The organism is Halorussus pelagicus (assembly GCF_004087835.1).
In the GTDB taxonomy this organism is placed as follows: Archaea; Halobacteriota; Halobacteria; order Halobacteriales; family Haladaptataceae; genus Halorussus; species Halorussus pelagicus.
This window is the reverse complement of sequence record NZ_CP035119.1, coordinates 2,949,517-2,964,738: the sequence shown is the minus strand read 5'-3', so window position 1 is coordinate 2,964,738 and position 15,222 is coordinate 2,949,517. Positions and strand designations below refer to the sequence as shown.

Below are 15,222 nucleotides of genomic sequence, written 5' to 3'. Positions count from 1 at the left end.
AGATAAATACCAGCCAGCCGAGAGTTCCGCATCGGGAGTTCTCCGACGAATGTTCGCGTCGCGCTCGGACGCGAACGCCGGACCCGACGCCGAGCGCGGAACGCCCGACTCGACGCCGAACGCGCGAGGCGAAAACGGGATTGCCCCCGAGCGTGACGGTCCGAACGATGTCGGACACAGCGACGCTGATGGACTCCTACACCGAGATGACCGAACTCCTGTTGCCAAACGATACCAACAACCTCGGCCGGGCGCTCGGGGGTGCGGTCCTCCACTGGATGGACATCTGCGGAGCCATCGCCGCGATGCGGTTCTCGAACTACCAGTGTGTCACCGCCTCGATGGACCACGTCGATTTCATCTCCGCTATCGACCTCGGAGAAGTCGCCGTCGTCGAGGCGTTCGTCTTCGAGACCGGTCGGACGAGCATCGAGGTGAAAGTTGACGTGCGCGCCGAGGACCCCCGGACCGGCGAGGAGCGTGAGACGACCACCTCCTTTTTCACCTTCGTCGCGCTGGACGACGACGGCACGCCGACCGAGGTACCGGACCTCGACTGCCCAACCGAGAACCAGCGTGCGCTCAGAGACGCCGCGCGCGACCAGCGCCGCGAGCAGTTGGCCGCGGTCGCCGAAAAAATCGAGGAAAACGGCGACGAGTGAGTCACCGCGGAACTCCCGTCTGCAGCGCGTTACGCTTCTGCCGTGGTTAGCGCGTTACGCTTCCGCCGTGGTTTCGTTTTCGCTATCCATCATCTCCGTCATCTCGCCGCCAGCGTCGGTGGCGAAGATGACCTCGAAGGGCGTGTCGGCGGGTGCCTCGTCGGGCGAGAGGTATCCGGCGGCGAACGCCGAGTAGACCGTGCCGCCCTCTGCCGAGACGTTGACCGTGGTCACGACCTCACCGTCGTTGTCTTCGGTCGCGCCCCGGATTTCTAGCTCGTAGTCGTCCGCCGGAATCTCCACGTAGTCGGTGGCGTTACCGAACGAGACGTTGTCGAACAGCACCGTGTCGGTGCCCGCGACAGTCACGTCCACCGCGGGCGCGTCGGGCGAGACGTGGACCAGGCGCACCGAGGTGTTCTCGTCGCTCGGCGTCTCGAAGTCGTCCTCGAAGACGGCCAGTTCGAGGGTCTCCTCGGACACTTCGCCGACCGCCGCCGCGGTGTAGGCGGTGTCAGCCTCGACCGTGACGTTCTCCTCGATAACGACCGTCTCGTCCTCGCTCGTTTGAACCGTTATGTCGTGGTGGCCTTCCGAGAGGGCCAGGTAGTCGCTGACGGCCCCGAACTCGACGCCCTCGACGACCGGTTCGCCGTCTACCAGTACGTCCACGGCGGGCGCGTCGGGTGACATGTGCGCCACCCTGACCTGGGCCTCGCCGTCCTGTGCGCCCGAGTTACTCGCCGCGACTGTCGCTACCCCGACCCCCGCGAAACTCATCATCACCAGCAGGGCGACGCCGACCGTCGCCATCCGCGTTCGTACGTCTGATAGTGTGTTACCCATACTGCGGACGAATCTCGGGACGAGACGAACATAAATCGACACGACGCTCCACGGCGTAACGAGTCGTAGAGGCGTCGGAAACCCGGATTACGGCGAGCGTATTGCACGCACGCCGGAACGCGACCCCGGAGAAAGCCGGTCCTAACTCGGCGGTTCGACCTCGACGCGCCGAGTTCGGACCGAGCGAATCGCCCTCCTGCGGCCGGAAGGAACGCTTATCGGCGTCGCGGGCGTATCGCTCGGGCATGGGACTCGACGTAGCGGTTCCGGACCCGCCCGAACTGGCGGACGCGAGGGACCTACAGGAGTACGACGACGTGGAGGTGCAGGGCGACACCGACTACCGCCGGGAGGAACTGGAGGAGTTCCTGTCCGACGGCGCGTGGGACGACGCCTTCGAGGAGTGGGCCGAACACACCGACCTCGACGAATCGGAGTTCGAAATCGCCCGCGAACTCGGCCTGTTCCGCGAGTACGACTTTTTCTGGGACGATTTCGCCGACCGAGTTGGCTACCACGCGCCGGGCATCCCCGAGGACTGGAAAGCGAGGGACTACCACCCCGACCTCGACTCGTGGAACACCGTCTCGGGAATCAACGCCGCGATGACCGAACTCGGACAGGTCGTCTGCGACACGCTGGAGACCGACTACATCGACTGGGAGGCCGAGTACGACGCCCCGGAGGACCTACCGGACTTCGAGACCTGACCGGACTCTTTCTCTGCGACCTCTTCCGATTCAGGCGTTTTCCGGCACGGCGAGGCTGACCGCCCGCGAACTCGCAGCGTCGGCCGAGACGACGAACGTCCACCCCGACTCGCCGGTCGCTCGGAGATCGGAGACCGCGATGCGCTCGCCGGGCAGTCGCCGGAGCAGTTCGACGGCGAACGGGAGCGTCGGCACCCGGCCGTCCACGCTGTCGAAGGCGTACTCCTCGACCGTGACCGTCCACGAGCGCCCGGCGCGACCGTCCTCGAACAGGCTGGTCCGCTCGCGTCCGCCGTTCCGGTCCACCGCGTAATCGCCGACCAGCGAAAGTCCGTCCAAGCGCGACAGCGCGGCGTCCACGGGGTCGGCCGCGCCCGACGCCGCGGAGTCCGAGCGAGCGCCGAGTCGGTCCGCGGCGACTCGCAGGACCTCGCCCTGCCGGTCGGGTTCGAGTCGGTCGTCGAGTTCGACCGCCGCCGTCGAGAGCAAGACCAAACAGAGTTCGTCGGGGTCGGTCACCGACTCGGCAGAGTGGAGATACGCCTCCAGCACGGCCCGCTCGACGGCTTTCTCGTCGAGTTCCGAGAGTGCCTCGAACACCGCGGCGGCAACGTCGTGACAGAAGTCCGAGACCCGCGTGGCGTCGGTCTCCTCGACCACCGGAACCGGGTCAACCGGGCCGCTCGGGCCGGGGTCCTCCGAGACCACGAGGTCGTAGTGAGGGAGGCGGGGGTCGTAGCACCGGAGTTCAGCCCGGTACTCGGCGGCGAGTTCGGCCGCCCTCGCCGCGGTCTCGCGCGTCTCGAAGCGCTTTCCGGCGACCGGAACCGGCCGTTCGCCGGTTCGGGCACAGCTCACGTAGTAACGACCGCTCTCGTCGTGACGGTCCGCGATGCGCTCTCGCAGGTCCCGCAGTGTTCCACCGACCATTTTAGGCTTGCCTAAAACTTCGCGGGAAAAGTAAATTCCGGTTCTTCTCTGCTGGAGTTTGGCACGTCCGTGCGCACTACGAACGCACTCGGCGTCGCACCAATCGCCCGTTTCCGGCCGATTCGGCTCCGCCACTCGCTGAACGCTCCCGCAGGTTCAAGGGAGAGAGCGTCGAGTGGTATCGTATGGCGTCGAAAGGAGACATCGCGGTCGTACACTTCACGGGGCGCATCGCTGGGGGCGAAGACGCCGGAGCGGTTTTCGACACGACGGACGTGGACGTGGCGATGGAGTCGAGCATCTATCACGGTCACCGCGACTACAAACCGCTGGAGTTCCGGGTCGGCGACCGGAACGTCGTGCCGGGGTTGGACGATGCGGTTCGGGAGATGGCGGTCGGCGACGAGCGCACCGTCACGGTCGCCCCCGAGCGCGCGTTCGGCGAGCGCGACGAGGAGAAAGTCGTCGAGTTCCCGCGGGCCGACCTCGAAGACCGGAGCGACGTGACCGCCCAGACTGGCGAACTCGTCCGCGCGGAGACCGGCGAGACGGGGTGGATAGTCGCGGTCGGCGACGAGTCGGTCACGGTGGACTTCAACCACGAACTCGCGGGCCTGCCCGTCGAGTTCGACGTAAAACTGCTGAATCGCTACGAGGACGGTTGAGGCGTTTTCTTTCCCAAAAAAGAGGACCGTTCGGTGCGTCTACGACGATGTCGTCGTTCGTTCACCCTCGGTAGTCATCTGACCACCGCGGTCGGACTGGACGGTCACGTTCACGCCGTGCGGTTCGTAGGCGGTGTTAGCGTAGCCGTCCACGTTCCACGGAAACATGCCGTCCCGAATCTCGCGCAGACCTTGGTCCGGGTTCGAGATGGTCGCCGGTTGGGTCCGGCCCTTCCCGTCGGTCGCCCGCGAGTAGAGCGTGTACTCGCCGGGACTCGCGTCCCAGACGTACCGGAACTGCCGCCACGAGTACGGTCCCTGTCGGGGACCGAAAAACTCCGCGTCGTTCCACGTCTCGCCGCCGTCGGTCGAGATTTCGACGCGCTCAACTCGGTCGTCGCCCGCCCACGCCACGCCGAGGACCTCTATCTGGCCGTCCGGACCGGGCGAGACCGTCGAGTCAAGCGTCGGGTAGCCGATGAGCGACTTGACTATCTGGTCGTAGAGGAACGGCTGGTCGATTCCCTGCGAGTCCATCTGGCGCTGTGTGTCGAAGACGCCGATGCGGGGTCGAGTGTTGGCCTCCTCGCCCGCCGGGATGATGCGGTACGAATACTGCTGCCAGTGGGTGTAGAGTTGCTGGTCGCCCTCCTCCCACTCCTCGCCGAACACCATCCGGTCCATGACGTGCATCCGGTCTACCCACTTGACGTTGTTGTTGCCGAACCAACCGGGCACGAGCAGTCGCACCGGAAAGCCGTGGTCGTCGTTCATCGGCGCACCGTTCATCTCGTAGGCCAGCAGGCAGTCGCTCATCACCTTCCGCATCGGAATCGAGCGTGTGAAGATGTCCTCGCCCTCGGGGGCGTCTCCGCCCATCACCGAGAGCCACATATTCTGGTCGGTGTTCGCGCCGTACTCCTCCAAAATCTCGCTGATGGGCGTGCCGGTCCAGACCGTGTTCCCGACCGCGCCGAAGGTCCACGGGTTGCCGCCGACCTGCGGTTCGAAGTAGGCCCGCCCGTTGCCCGAACACTGCATCGTGTGGGTAACCGTCTCGGTCGAATACTCTCGCTTTATCTCCTCCATCGAGAGTTCGACCTCCTCGTCTACCATGCCGGTCAGCGAGACGGTCCACTCGTCTTCGTCTATCTCGGGCGTCGAGTAGTGGTTCCGGATGTAGTGTTCCTCGCGGGGCGTGACGAAACTCTCGTAGGTACTGCGCGAGGCGGCCTCCGCGTTCTGCGGGTCCGCCGAGATAATTCGCAGGCCCGGATACTGCTCTGCAAGCGGCGGTTCCTGCTGGCCGCCCTCCGTCGTCTCCTGTCCGCCGACGTTGCCCGCGAGGACGCCGACCCCGGCCAGCGTCCCCGAAGCCATCAGAAAGCGCCGTCTGTTCAGATACCGGTCGCGCGAACCCGCGTCGTCTCTCGCTCGCTCGCTGTCTGTCATTCGCTCGCCGTCTGGCGTTTTCGGGTTGTCAGTTCTCCCGTCGTCTCCCGTTCCCCTGTCTCCCCCTGACATACGACCAACTGGTTCGGCCGATTCGGGCTTAACGTTCCGCCTGAGGTGTCCGGAGCGAAGTGATAAATCGAATCACTTTTTCGGGAGAACTATTCGGCCACGACGACCGTGCCTATCATCCCTTCGCCGACGTGCGGGACGCAGACGTAGACGTACTCGCCGGGCACCGAGAAGGTGTGGGCGTAAGTCTCGCCCTCGGAGACGACGCGGAACGACTCGCCCTCGGGGTACGACGAGAACGGCTCTGCGTCCTCGGGGAGACTCACCTGTCGGGCGGCCTCGGGTCGCGCCGAGACGTTGTGTCCGGCGCTCTCGAAGCGCCAGCGCACCGTTCCACCGACCGGAATCTCGACGCGCTCGGGGACGAACCGGAAGTAGTTGCCCGACGGTCCGGCCGCGACTTCTGCCGCCACGTCGCCGGACGCGCCATCGGCCGTCGTTTCGCCGCTTTCGGTCGTCCTGGTCTCCTGTGTCGTCTCTTCGCTTTCGGTCGTCGGGTACCCCTCGCCCAGTTCGACCGCGGCCCGCATCTCGTCGGGATGGAACTCACACTCGTAGCTGGCCAACCGCTCGCGCGCTCGGAACCGGGTCCCCCGCGTCGCGCCCTGCCGGTTGGACGGCCCGGTCTGGCTGGCGACGTTGCCGTCGGGGTCGAGCAGTCGCAACCGATGTCGCGCTCCGTCGAGGTTCACCCAAACGACCCGGTAGGCGTCGCCCTGCCGCAGTCGGAGCGCCGGATTCCGCTGGCCCTCTATCGCCTGTGGCTGAAGCCCGACCCAGTAGTCGCGCCGCGCCCCGAGGACGATAGTTGTCCGGTCGTCCTGTGCGGCCGCGTCGCCCGAAACGAGCGGCGGCGCGGCCGACAGCGCGGCCGCGCCGCCGAGCGCGCACAGGAGGCTTCGCCTGTCGGTCGCTTCGCTCAACTCCTCGCTGACGGTCGATTCGCCTCCGTCGCTCGCACCGCTTTCTCCCCCCATAACCGACAGTATCGTCGGTTCTATCCGGCAAAAGGGTTCGGGCACCTCACGTTCCGTGGCGTCGGTCGGTGGTTCGGTCCGACTGGGAGCTTGCTCGGTCTGTCGCTCGCTTGTCGCCTTATTAGGTCGTCGTTGTGGCGCTCCGAGCGTACTGCCCGACGTACTGCGAGCGTGCGATTGCGTTCTGCAACACGGCGTCCACGACCTGCTGGTACTCCGCACCGGGGTCCAACTCCAGCGGCGCGTCGAGCGCGTAGAGACTGAAGAGGTAGGTGTGTCGCGGGTCGCCCTCCGGCGGGCAGGGACCGACGTAGCCCAGTTCTTCGGTTCCGTTCGCTCCCTGCACCGCGCCCCCGAGGTCGTCAAGCGTCTCGCTCGCGGGAAGGCCCTCGGGGAGTTCGCGGGCGTCGGCCGGAACGTTCCAGAGCAACCAGTGGACGAACGGCGGACTCGGCGCGTCCGGGTCGTCCATCACCAGCGCGAACGCCTCGGTCCCCTCCGGCGGGTTCGAGATGGAGAGCGGTGGCGAGACGTTCTCCCCGTCGCAGGTGTACCGCGTCGGAATCGTCTCGCCGTTCTCCCAGGCGTCCGTCGAGAGCGCGAACTCGCCGCCGTCTTCGGTAGTGGTCTGCTCGCCTTCGGTCGTCGTCGCCTGTTCTCCAGTCGTGGTCTCCTGCCCGTCGCGGGTCCCACTCGCGGGCATCGCTCCGGTCCCCCAAATCGTCGCGGCCGCCGCGGCCGAGCGCAGTAACGTGCGTCTGCGCATGGCAACTGGTTCGGCGTTGTCGATAAAGCGGTTTGGGGCCTCTTTTCACGATTGTTACTCTCTGACACGGATGGTACTAAGTAGCCACTGTCTTTATTCAGAGACGAGAACAGCCGCACACAGTCGCCTCGGGAGGCGGCATGCTACATTATGACACCTAATCAGTCCTCCAACACGCGTCCCCGCGACAGTTCTGTCGGTCGGTCCCGCCGCGCGTTTCTGGGCACCGCCGGGACCGTCGCGGTCGGCGTCGGTCTGGCGGGTTGTACCGGGAGCGCACCGAAAGCCGAAGGCTCGTCCGCCGAGCGGACGCTCCAGATGGTCGGCAGTTCCATCCGGACGCTCGACCCCGCGGCGGCGAACGACTCGGAGTCAACCACCGTCATCTCGCAGTTGTTCGACGGGTTGGCCCACTACCCGAAGGGCGACCTCGATCCCGAGTTGCTACTCGCCGACGACCACAGCGTCTCCGACGACGGGACGGTCCACACCTTCGAGTTGCACCCCGAAGCGACGTTCTCCGACGGGCGACCCGTTCGGGCCGACGACGTGGTCTACTCCTTCGAGCGCGTCGCCGCCTCCGAGAACTCCACGTCGGCGAGCGACCTCCTCGACGTTCTGGGCGTCGAACACGAGACTCGGACGGTCGAAACCGGCGACGGTACCGCCGAGGAGTACGACCCAGGAACGCTCGGCGTCGAGGCGGTGGACGACCAAACTGTCGAGATACACCTGACCGAACCGTTCCACGCCGCGCTGGGCGTGCTGGCCTACCCCTCCTTCGGCATAGTCCCGGAGGGCGTCGTCGGCGACGTACCGGGCTACGACGGCGAGATGAGCCAAGACGAGTTCGCCACCGAAAACCCCATTGGCGCGGGTCCCTTCACGCTGAAGAACTGGCAGAAGGACGTGGAGTACGCCGTCTCGGCGCGCGACGACTACTACGGCGACGGCCCGTACGTCGCCGGGATTCACTGGCAGGTCACGAGCGACCCCGCGGCTGCGTACACCTACGCCACCAACGAGAACGCCGACATCTTCTGGGTCCCCAGTGGGACGTTCGATTCGAGTCTCGTCTCCATCGAGACCACCGACGAGAAGGGACGGAACGTCGGCACCTACGGGCCGCTCCCCGAAAACGGCAGGACGATTCAGTACCTGCAAGTCCCGCTGACGTGGACCTACTACATCGGATTCAACACCGAGCAGGTCGAGAAACCGGTCCGGCAGGCCATCGCCTACGTCCTGAACCAGCAGACCCAGATAGCGGAAGTCCACGACGGCCGCGGGTCGAGCGCGGCCCACATCACGCCGCCCAACCTCTACCCCGGCGGCAACGCGGCGTATCGAGACGACGCCGAGGCGTACCCCTACAACCTCACCGAGTCGCGCTTCGAGGACGCCAAGGCGGTCCTCGCGGACGCTGGCTACGGTCCAGAGAACCCCACGGAGGTCCGACTCACGGTCTACGAGGGCGAGGCGTGGAACGAGACGGCGACGCTCCTCCGGGATAAACTGGCCAGCGTGGGCGTCGATTTAACCGTCGAGCAGACCACGTTCGCATCTATCGCCGAGCGCGGTCGGAACGGCGAACTCGACGCCTTCTCCTACGGGTGGACGATGGACTACCCCTCGCCCGACACGTTCCTCAAGATTCTCTACCCGCCCACCTCCGAGGACTACTTCTTCCGGTGGGGCGGCACGTCCGCGGCCGACCGAGCGGAGCGCGCGTGGGAGCGTGTCCTCGACAACTCGTCGGGGAGCGAGAGCGACCGACAAGCGCGGACCGAGGCCTACCGCGAGATGGAGCGCGCCAACTGGGAGGACGTAGTCGCACTCCCCGTCTACCACCCCATCGGCGAGGGGTTCTACTACGACTGGGTGGACGTGGCCAAAACCGGCGCGGCCGGGTTCTCGAAGCACAAGTACAACCACGCGAAAGTCGGCAAGCGCGAGTAACCCGCGAGAGTTCGGACCGCGAAGCGAGCGATTACGGATTTGCGGCAAACCCCGCGGCAGAACGCCCATTTATCAGGCCTGCGCGCATCTACTCGTCTAATGGTCGAACTGGACCCGCCGGACGAACGGGAGTGTCAGCAGTGCGGTCGTCGGGACGTGTGGGACGCCGATGCGACGACGTGGCGAATCGACGGCCAAGAGCGAATCGGGAACCCTCACTGCATCCACGAGTGGGACATCAACGGCGCGTATCGCCCGGTTCGGGAGTAGCGTCGAGAACCCCCGACTCAGTTCTCGACGCTGGCCGGTCGTCCTCGCCCGATTTGCTCGGCCACCCATTTTCCGAGTATCGACCCGAGAAGTGACACTACCGCACAGAATCCGGCACCCATGACGACCAAGAGCGGGGTCAGGACCACGATGGCGACGCGTAGGACCGATGAACCGTGCCAGACGACCACGGGCAGGGCCAAAAGAACCAGCACCATCATGGGGGCAGAACCGACGACCCCCGCTCGGGTACTGGCGCGTTCGACCTCCACCGGTCGTCCGGCGTAGAGGTAGCCGACGACCGCGCCAGCGAAGAATATGGCCGTTGCGGAAATCGTCGCGTCGAAGTTTATTCCGCCGTTCGACAGTATCTCGTGGGGGAGCGTTATGGAGTCCCAAGAGAGGGCGACGGTGAACGGAATCGAAGCGAGACCGACGAGCGTCGCGGTTCGCAACGACTCGTCGGTCAGGTCCGCCACCAGCGTTCGAAGTGAGAGCATTCGGATACTTGCTCCGTTTCCTCTGTACGATATTGAATCTATTGACTATCTATCAACTACGGGACGGCCGCGAGTTCGTCCGAACGTTGAAACCGGAAGCCGGGACAAGCCAACGCCATGCTCGCCGTCGCCGGAGGGAAGGGAGGTGCCGGGAAAACGACCACGACGCTCGGTCTCGCGGCCGCGCTCGGCCGCCAACGCAGGCGCGTCGTCGCGGTGGACGCCGACCGGGAGATGCCCGACCTGCACGCGATGGCCGGGGTCGCGCGAACGCCCGGTCTCGACGCCGTCGCAGAGGGGTGGCCCCCCGACCTCGTCGCCGGGAGCGCCGACCGCCCGACCGCAGGAATTGACGTTCTCCCGGCGGGGACCGGCCCGCCGTCGGCCGGGTCCGCGGCCAACGACGACACACGACCCCGCGCGTCGGTCCCGCTGGCGCGCGTTCGAGGCGTTGCCGACGCCGTTCTGCTTGACTGCCCCGCGGGCGCGGGACCGGACGCCGTGGCACCGCTCCGGGCGGCCGACGCCGCGGTGGTCGTGACGACGACCGACCCCGCCTGCCTGCGCGACGCCGCGAAGACGGCCGCGATGGCGCGCGAACTCGACGCGCCGGTCGCGGGCGCAGTCGTCTCGCGCGCCGACGAGACTCCGGCGGGCATCGAGCGACTGCTGGACTGTCCGGTCCTCGGCGTCGTGCCCGACGCCGGAATCGACTCGCGCACCGACGGCGTCGAGAGTGGCGTCGGACCGCTCGACGACGAAAGAGTTCGGACCGCACACGACCGTATCGTGTCAGTGCTTCAGCCCAAATACTTATGAAACAACGATTCCAAATCGTGCAAGTACGTGCCACGGCGTCTCTCGACCGGCATCGACGTGTTAGACAGAAAACTCGACGGGGGGCTACCGAAGGGGAGCGTCGTCGCGCTCTCGGCACCGCCCGCGAGTCAGGCCGAGCTACTACTCTACGAGTTCACCGCCGCGCGCCAGACGCTGTACCTCTCGACCGACCGCGACGAGGCGGCCGTCGCCGAGGCGCTGGAGCGCGCGCCGGGACACACCGGGTCGCCCGACGTGCGCCGCGTCCCCGGCGACGCGCCGCTGGACCACTCCCAGCGGCTCTTCCGGCGTCTCCCCGAGGACTCGAACCTCATCGTGGACCCGGTGGACCTGCTGGAGGACTGCGACGAGGACCGGTATCGGAACTTCCTCAACGACCTTCAGAACCACCTCCACAACACCGACGGCGTCGCCTTCCTCCACTGCCTCGACGGTCGCAGCGTGTCCGACACCCGCGACGTGACCGAACACATCGCCGACGTGGTGTTTCAGCTTCACACCGAGTATTCGGGCGACACGGTCGAGACGCGCCTCGCAGTGCCGAAGTTCCGGGGCGGCCGCGCGCTCCCCGAGACGATCAAACTCGAACTCGCGGAGTCGGTCCGTATCGACACGAGTCGGGACATCGCGTGACGAGCGCGGGCCGCGGATTTCCCCTCCCGCTTCGTACTCCCAAGACTTCCCAACCATCGTCCGAGACTCGATGCCGAGAACTTAAGACGGACGCATACGGGCATCGAAGATAACCCGCCATGCAGACGATAGACGAGGTTCACATCGCCGCGCTCGGCTACGAGTACGACCGCATCGTCGGTCCCGTCCGCGAACACAACGTCGATATTCTCTACCTGCTCGAACACGACGACCCAGGAGAGGGTCCCGACTACCACGACGACCTGCGCGCGGAGTTGGACGACTTCGGCGTCGAAATCCGCTCGCGGAGCGTGGACGTGTTCGACATCTACGACGTGCTGGGCGTCGTGACGACCCTGACAGCCGACCACACCGAAGACATCGTTCGCGTGAACGTCTCCAGCGGGTCGAAGCTCTCGGCGGTCGGCGCGGCCATCGCCTGCATGGCCACCGACGCGACGGCCTACTACGTCCACCCGACGGACTACCCCGCGGCCGACCGCCGCGAGCGCCAGAGCTACGGCTACGCGGGCGACGAGGTGCTTCCGTCCTACCCAATCGAGTCGCCCACGACCGACCAAGTCGCGGTGATGGACTTCCTCGCGGAGACGAACACCGAGACCTACACCGTGAAAAAGAAAGACATCATCGAGTACGCCGAAGAGCAGGGGCTGGCGTTCGTCGCCGACAACGACCCCGCCAACGACAAGGCGAAGTTCGCGCTCCTGAACGCCAACATCGTCGAACCCCTGCTCGAAGACGGCTACGTCGAAATCGAGGATGTGGGGCGGCGCAAACAGGTCGTTCTCACCGACACCGGGAGCGACGCTCTCCGCGCGTTCCGCCACAAACTCCGCGACCGCTAAACGATTTCTCTGGCGTCGCGTTCGCCTGAATATGGCGGTTCCGTGCAAATAGTCTTGATAGTTCCGTCAGTATCGAAAGTATGGGTTGTATCGATACTATCGGTTGTTTCGATAGTATGAATAGTATCGTGATAGAATTGAATATAATCGCCGGTGTAGACAGAAGTGGAGGTCACACACGACCTCCCCGAGTCGGCCGGTTGCCCGACCGGCCGTCGCCCCAACCAGTCAGAGCCGCCCACCCCCGCTGGCCTCGCCCGGCCAGCCCTCCACCGCGGCATCGCCCGCGGTCCCCACTGACGCTTCGGCGCTCCGTTCGCCTCTGACACACCCACCGACCGACGACGCCTCTCGGCCCTCCAGCGACACCACTCCGCCCTTCCTCCATACCCGCCAACGATATCCCTCCGGCGTCGGTCGTGTTCCTTGCTCACCGAGCGACGGCCGCGCCGCTGTCCGGAAAAAAAAAAGAAAGCAGGAACGAGTCGGCGTTACTCTTCGTCGGCGTCTTCGAGTTCTTCGACGATTTCCTCTTCGTCAACGTCGGCGTCTTCGAGGGCTTCTTCGAGGTCAGCGCCGCCCATGCCGCCGCCCATCATGCCGCCCATCGGTCCCATGCCGCCGCCGTCGATGGTCTCCTGAACGATGACGCGGTCGAGACCGAGCTGGTCGATGACGTTCTGAGCGATCTGTTGCTTCTGGAACATCCACTGCTGGTTCATCGCCAGCTGGGGCGTGCTCTCGATGTAGAGCGTCTCCTTCTCGACGGTCTCGGTCTCGGTTTCGGGTTCAGCGTCTTCGTCCTCGTCGTCGGACTCGACGACGGTCTCCTCTTCGACCTCGTCGGTCTGAATCCACATGTCGAGGTCGGCGTCGAGGTACATCGAGATGAGGCCCTGGGCCTGCTCGACGCGGTCCTCGACCTCGCCGACGATTTCGTAGTCGTACTCGATGTCCTCACCGGCGAGCGGGTGGTTGAAGTCCACGCGAGCGCGGCCGCCGATGATGGTCTCGACGTGACCGTGTTCGCCGTCAACATCGACGTGTGCGCCGGGGTAGCGGTCGTCTTCCGGAATCTTGTTGGCGCTGACGGTCCGGACCTCGTCGTTGTCGTACTCGCCGAAGGCCTCCTCGGCGGGGATGGTCGTGTTACCGGAGTGACCGATCTCCTCGCCGATGACGGCGTCCTCGACACTCTCGAAGATGTGACCCTCGCCAAGAACGATGGTTCGCGGCTCGAACTCGCGCTCTTCCTCGTCGAGACCCTCTTCCTCGGCGACTTCGGGGTCGGTCGTGTCCACGATGTCGCCGTCCTCTACGGTGCGTGCGGTGTAGTCGAGGCGAACGAAGTCGCCCTGCTGAAGTCCCTCGTTGCTCTCGTCTTCGACATCCGCGTTCTCGTCGTCGGCCACGTCGGCCTCTTGTTCTTCACTCATACCCAAAACGTCGCCCGTTCGCCTCTTAAGAATCACGTTTCTGACCGCACGCGCTCGATAGGGGCGCGAGTCGCTCGCCGACGGGCGGAAACGGGCCGTAACCGCCGTCGAGTCGCTTGCGAACCACTGGCGCGTCGGGTCCGGAGGCCCTATCGAAACGATTTAAAGTCGTGGTCGGGTACAGGGAGGTATGAGTCAGTCGAAACAAAAGCAGGCGCGACGATGCGTCTCCTGTGGGATTAACATCTCCGGGACGAACGCGGCGTCGTTCAAGTGCCCCGACTGCGGACAACAGATTTACCGCTGTGCGAAGTGCCGCAAGCAGAGCAACCTCTACGAGTGCCCCGACTGCGGATTCATGGGACCGTAAACATGGGAAAAGTAGCCGCTAAAATCAAGGTCATGCCGCAAAGCCCCGAAATCGACCTCGACGAGCTTCAGGACCGACTCGAAGAGTCGCTCCCTGAGGGAGCCAAAATCAACGGCTTCGAGCGCGATGAAGTCGCGTTCGGTCTGGTCGCGCTCCTGCCGACCGTCATCGTCCCCGACGACACCGGCGGGACGGAAGCCGTCGAGGAAGGCTTCTCGACCGTCGAGGGCGTCGAGAGCGTCGAAGTCGAGAACGTCGGCCGAATATAAGCGATTTTGCGGTTTTTGCCGCGCTCGACGCGCGGGCCGAGAGAGCAACGATTAAACCGTAGCAGTAAGCTCGTTGAGGTATGTCATCCCCGTTCGCTAGTCCGCTTATCCGCTACGGTATGGGTCTGAGTAGCGCCGCGATACTCACTTTCATCGCGCTCACCTTCCTCGACGGAATTACCCGGTGGGTCGTGTTGGGTCTCGCGGTCTTCGAAATCGTGTTCGTGCCGCAGTTGTTGAAGCGAGTCGTCGCCGAGCAGAACGCGTAATCGGCGCGTCGGTCCGCGACGACGGAAAACGTATTTTCTGCCCTGAGCGACCCCGCGCAGTTGCTCGTTCCCTACACGCCAGCGCCCGCCGACGCGTCCGGCAGGTCGAACTTCTCGGCGTCGATACCGAGTTCGTCCAGCGCCGCTTCGAGGTGGCGCTCCTCGGCGAAGTCCGCGCCGTCCTCCTCGCGGATGCGCTGGGCCGTCGCCAGCACCTCTCCTCTCCGGTCGTCCGGAATCGCCCACTTGTCCGTCGAGAGTTCGATGACGAGACCGTTGTGGTCCTGCGTGTACAGCGAGTGGAAGATGCCCCTGTCGAACTCGTTGTACCCCCGGCCCGCGTCTTCGAGGGCTTCGCGTATCTCCACGAATCGCTCGGGGTCGATGCTAAACGAGAGGTGATGTACCCCGCCGACGCCCGTTCGCTGGGGCCGAGGGTCCGAGTCGCGCTCGTCGTTCACGAAGAACGTGACGATGCGGCCGTCGCCCGAGTCGAAAAACAGGTGCGTCTGGGAGGGGTCGTCTAAGTTTGGTTGCCGGAGGACCAGCGGCATGCCCAACAGGTCCCGATAGAACTCGATGGTGTCCTCGGCGTTGCTCCCGATGAGGGTGACGTGGTCGGTTCCGGTCGTGTGCATCGGACTGTCCGGGAGGTCGGAGGTGACTTCGAAGTCGTCTGCCGGTCGGCGGTCGTTTGCCATACGTCGAGGTAGTCGGCCTGAGAGTATAG

Annotated in this window: 19 protein-coding genes; 11 read left to right on the top strand and 8 right to left on the bottom strand. The window is 65.2% G+C overall.

Annotated elements, in window-relative coordinates:
* Window positions 1-167: 167 nt before the first annotated feature.
* A complete protein-coding gene (locus EP007_RS14930) occupies window positions 168-662 on the top strand; it encodes an acyl-CoA thioesterase (RefSeq protein ID WP_128478409.1) in 495 nt (164 codons plus the stop codon).
* A 54-nt stretch (window positions 663-716) separates the two neighbouring features.
* Here EP007_RS14930 and EP007_RS14925 read toward each other — a convergent pair whose 3' ends face one another.
* Window positions 717-1,508 carry a DUF4397 domain-containing protein gene (locus EP007_RS14925; RefSeq protein WP_128478408.1) on the bottom strand — a complete coding sequence of 264 codons (792 nt, stop codon included), beginning with the start codon at window positions 1,506-1,508 and terminating at the stop codon, window positions 717-719.
* 245 nt (window positions 1,509-1,753) lie between these two features.
* Between EP007_RS14925 and EP007_RS14920 the strand changes: the two genes are divergently transcribed.
* Complete coding sequence (locus EP007_RS14920; RefSeq protein WP_128478407.1) at window positions 1,754-2,218, top strand: hypothetical protein; 465 nt, start codon at window positions 1,754-1,756, stop codon at window positions 2,216-2,218.
* A 30-nt stretch (window positions 2,219-2,248) separates the two neighbouring features.
* Here the strand turns inward: EP007_RS14920 and EP007_RS14915 are convergent, their stop codons facing one another.
* Entirely contained in the window at window positions 2,249-3,148 is a 900-nt protein-coding gene (locus EP007_RS14915; protein WP_128478406.1) for a DUF7551 domain-containing protein, read from the bottom strand.
* A gap of 185 nt (window positions 3,149-3,333) precedes the next feature.
* On the opposite strand from EP007_RS14915, the gene EP007_RS14910 reads away from it, so the two are divergent.
* Complete coding sequence (locus tag EP007_RS14910; protein WP_128478405.1) at window positions 3,334-3,813, top strand: FKBP-type peptidyl-prolyl cis-trans isomerase; 480 nt, start codon at window positions 3,334-3,336, stop codon at window positions 3,811-3,813.
* 39 nt (window positions 3,814-3,852) lie between these two features.
* On the opposite strand, the gene EP007_RS14905 is transcribed toward EP007_RS14910, so the two are convergent.
* The 3 genes from EP007_RS14905 to EP007_RS14895 all read right to left on the bottom strand — a co-directional run bounded on the left by EP007_RS14905 (window position 3,853) and on the right by EP007_RS14895 (window position 7,080).
* Window positions 3,853-5,265, bottom strand: coding sequence for a sulfite oxidase (locus tag EP007_RS14905; RefSeq protein WP_128478404.1), 1,413 nt, complete (start codon window positions 5,263-5,265; stop codon window positions 3,853-3,855).
* 161 nt (window positions 5,266-5,426) lie between these two features.
* A complete protein-coding gene (locus EP007_RS17990) occupies window positions 5,427-6,314 on the bottom strand; it encodes a cupredoxin domain-containing protein (protein ID WP_243700401.1) in 888 nt (295 codons plus the stop codon).
* A gap of 121 nt (window positions 6,315-6,435) precedes the next feature.
* A complete protein-coding gene (locus tag EP007_RS14895; RefSeq protein ID WP_208023506.1) occupies window positions 6,436-7,080 on the bottom strand; it encodes a YbhB/YbcL family Raf kinase inhibitor-like protein in 645 nt (214 codons plus the stop codon).
* A 150-nt stretch (window positions 7,081-7,230) separates the two neighbouring features.
* On the opposite strand from EP007_RS14895, the gene EP007_RS14890 reads away from it, so the two are divergent.
* Together EP007_RS14890 and EP007_RS17625 are read left to right on the top strand one after the other, a co-directional pair.
* Window positions 7,231-9,039, top strand: coding sequence for an ABC transporter substrate-binding protein (locus tag EP007_RS14890; RefSeq protein ID WP_128478403.1), 1,809 nt, complete (start codon window positions 7,231-7,233; stop codon window positions 9,037-9,039).
* A gap of 99 nt (window positions 9,040-9,138) precedes the next feature.
* On the top strand, window positions 9,139-9,309 hold the full coding sequence (locus EP007_RS17625) for an HEWD family protein (protein WP_166035625.1): 171 nt from the start codon (window positions 9,139-9,141) through the stop codon (window positions 9,307-9,309).
* 17 nt (window positions 9,310-9,326) lie between these two features.
* Here EP007_RS17625 and EP007_RS14885 read toward each other — a convergent pair whose 3' ends face one another.
* Window positions 9,327-9,809 (bottom strand): DUF5518 domain-containing protein, encoded by a 483-nt coding sequence (locus tag EP007_RS14885; RefSeq protein ID WP_128478402.1) that lies wholly within the window; start codon window positions 9,807-9,809, stop codon window positions 9,327-9,329.
* A gap of 117 nt (window positions 9,810-9,926) precedes the next feature.
* On the opposite strand from EP007_RS14885, the gene EP007_RS14880 reads away from it, so the two are divergent.
* From EP007_RS14880 to EP007_RS14870, 3 genes are all read left to right on the top strand, one after another.
* The gene (locus EP007_RS14880; RefSeq protein ID WP_128478401.1) at window positions 9,927-10,628 is read left to right on the top strand and encodes a MinD/ParA family ATP-binding protein; all 702 of its coding nucleotides are present in this window, start codon (window positions 9,927-9,929) and stop codon (window positions 10,626-10,628) included.
* Window positions 10,629-10,655: 27 nt separating this feature from the next.
* Window positions 10,656-11,282 (top strand): RAD55 family ATPase, encoded by a 627-nt coding sequence (locus EP007_RS14875; RefSeq protein ID WP_128478400.1) that lies wholly within the window; start codon window positions 10,656-10,658, stop codon window positions 11,280-11,282.
* Window positions 11,283-11,401: 119 nt separating this feature from the next.
* Complete coding sequence (locus tag EP007_RS14870; protein WP_128478399.1) at window positions 11,402-12,148, top strand: HFX_2341 family transcriptional regulator domain-containing protein; 747 nt, start codon at window positions 11,402-11,404, stop codon at window positions 12,146-12,148.
* Between the two features lie 491 nt (window positions 12,149-12,639).
* On the opposite strand, the gene EP007_RS14865 is transcribed toward EP007_RS14870, so the two are convergent.
* Window positions 12,640-13,584, bottom strand: coding sequence for an FKBP-type peptidyl-prolyl cis-trans isomerase (locus EP007_RS14865; protein ID WP_128478398.1), 945 nt, complete (start codon window positions 13,582-13,584; stop codon window positions 12,640-12,642).
* A 190-nt stretch (window positions 13,585-13,774) separates the two neighbouring features.
* On the opposite strand from EP007_RS14865, the gene EP007_RS14860 reads away from it, so the two are divergent.
* The 3 genes from EP007_RS14860 to EP007_RS14850 all read left to right on the top strand — a co-directional run bounded on the left by EP007_RS14860 (window position 13,775) and on the right by EP007_RS14850 (window position 14,492).
* Complete coding sequence (locus EP007_RS14860) at window positions 13,775-13,954, top strand: HVO_2753 family zinc finger protein (RefSeq protein WP_128478397.1); 180 nt, start codon at window positions 13,775-13,777, stop codon at window positions 13,952-13,954.
* A gap of 2 nt (window positions 13,955-13,956) precedes the next feature.
* Window positions 13,957-14,223 carry an elongation factor 1-beta gene (locus EP007_RS14855; RefSeq protein WP_128478396.1) on the top strand — a complete coding sequence of 89 codons (267 nt, stop codon included), beginning with the start codon at window positions 13,957-13,959 and terminating at the stop codon, window positions 14,221-14,223.
* Between the two features lie 80 nt (window positions 14,224-14,303).
* Window positions 14,304-14,492, top strand: a complete 189-nt coding sequence (locus EP007_RS14850) for a hypothetical protein (RefSeq protein ID WP_128478395.1) — start codon at window positions 14,304-14,306, stop codon at window positions 14,490-14,492.
* Between the two features lie 71 nt (window positions 14,493-14,563).
* Here EP007_RS14850 and EP007_RS14845 read toward each other — a convergent pair whose 3' ends face one another.
* Complete coding sequence (locus EP007_RS14845; RefSeq protein WP_128478394.1) at window positions 14,564-15,193, bottom strand: VOC family protein; 630 nt, start codon at window positions 15,191-15,193, stop codon at window positions 14,564-14,566.
* Window positions 15,194-15,222: the final 29 nt, after the last annotated feature.

Coding starts and splice junctions, on each gene's coding strand:
- EP007_RS14930 (WP_128478409.1), top strand. CDS start 168: ATGTCGGACACAGCGACGCTGATGGACTCCTACACCGAGATGACCGAA.
- EP007_RS14925 (WP_128478408.1), bottom strand. CDS start 1,508: ATGGGTAACACACTATCAGACGTACGAACGCGGATGGCGACGGTCGGC.
- EP007_RS14920 (WP_128478407.1), top strand. CDS start 1,754: ATGGGACTCGACGTAGCGGTTCCGGACCCGCCCGAACTGGCGGACGCG.
- EP007_RS14915 (WP_128478406.1), bottom strand. CDS start 3,148: ATGGTCGGTGGAACACTGCGGGACCTGCGAGAGCGCATCGCGGACCGT.
- EP007_RS14910 (WP_128478405.1), top strand. CDS start 3,334: ATGGCGTCGAAAGGAGACATCGCGGTCGTACACTTCACGGGGCGCATC.
- EP007_RS14905 (WP_128478404.1), bottom strand. CDS start 5,265: ATGACAGACAGCGAGCGAGCGAGAGACGACGCGGGTTCGCGCGACCGG.
- EP007_RS17990 (WP_243700401.1), bottom strand. CDS start 6,314: ATGGGGGGAGAAAGCGGTGCGAGCGACGGAGGCGAATCGACCGTCAGC.
- EP007_RS14895 (WP_208023506.1), bottom strand. CDS start 7,080: ATGCGCAGACGCACGTTACTGCGCTCGGCCGCGGCGGCCGCGACGATT.
- EP007_RS14890 (WP_128478403.1), top strand. CDS start 7,231: ATGACACCTAATCAGTCCTCCAACACGCGTCCCCGCGACAGTTCTGTC.
- EP007_RS17625 (WP_166035625.1), top strand. CDS start 9,139: ATGGTCGAACTGGACCCGCCGGACGAACGGGAGTGTCAGCAGTGCGGT.
- EP007_RS14885 (WP_128478402.1), bottom strand. CDS start 9,809: ATGCTCTCACTTCGAACGCTGGTGGCGGACCTGACCGACGAGTCGTTG.
- EP007_RS14880 (WP_128478401.1), top strand. CDS start 9,927: ATGCTCGCCGTCGCCGGAGGGAAGGGAGGTGCCGGGAAAACGACCACG.
- EP007_RS14870 (WP_128478399.1), top strand. CDS start 11,402: ATGCAGACGATAGACGAGGTTCACATCGCCGCGCTCGGCTACGAGTAC.
- EP007_RS14865 (WP_128478398.1), bottom strand. CDS start 13,584: ATGAGTGAAGAACAAGAGGCCGACGTGGCCGACGACGAGAACGCGGAT.
- EP007_RS14860 (WP_128478397.1), top strand. CDS start 13,775: ATGAGTCAGTCGAAACAAAAGCAGGCGCGACGATGCGTCTCCTGTGGG.
- EP007_RS14855 (WP_128478396.1), top strand. CDS start 13,957: ATGGGAAAAGTAGCCGCTAAAATCAAGGTCATGCCGCAAAGCCCCGAA.
- EP007_RS14850 (WP_128478395.1), top strand. CDS start 14,304: ATGTCATCCCCGTTCGCTAGTCCGCTTATCCGCTACGGTATGGGTCTG.
- EP007_RS14845 (WP_128478394.1), bottom strand. CDS start 15,193: ATGGCAAACGACCGCCGACCGGCAGACGACTTCGAAGTCACCTCCGAC.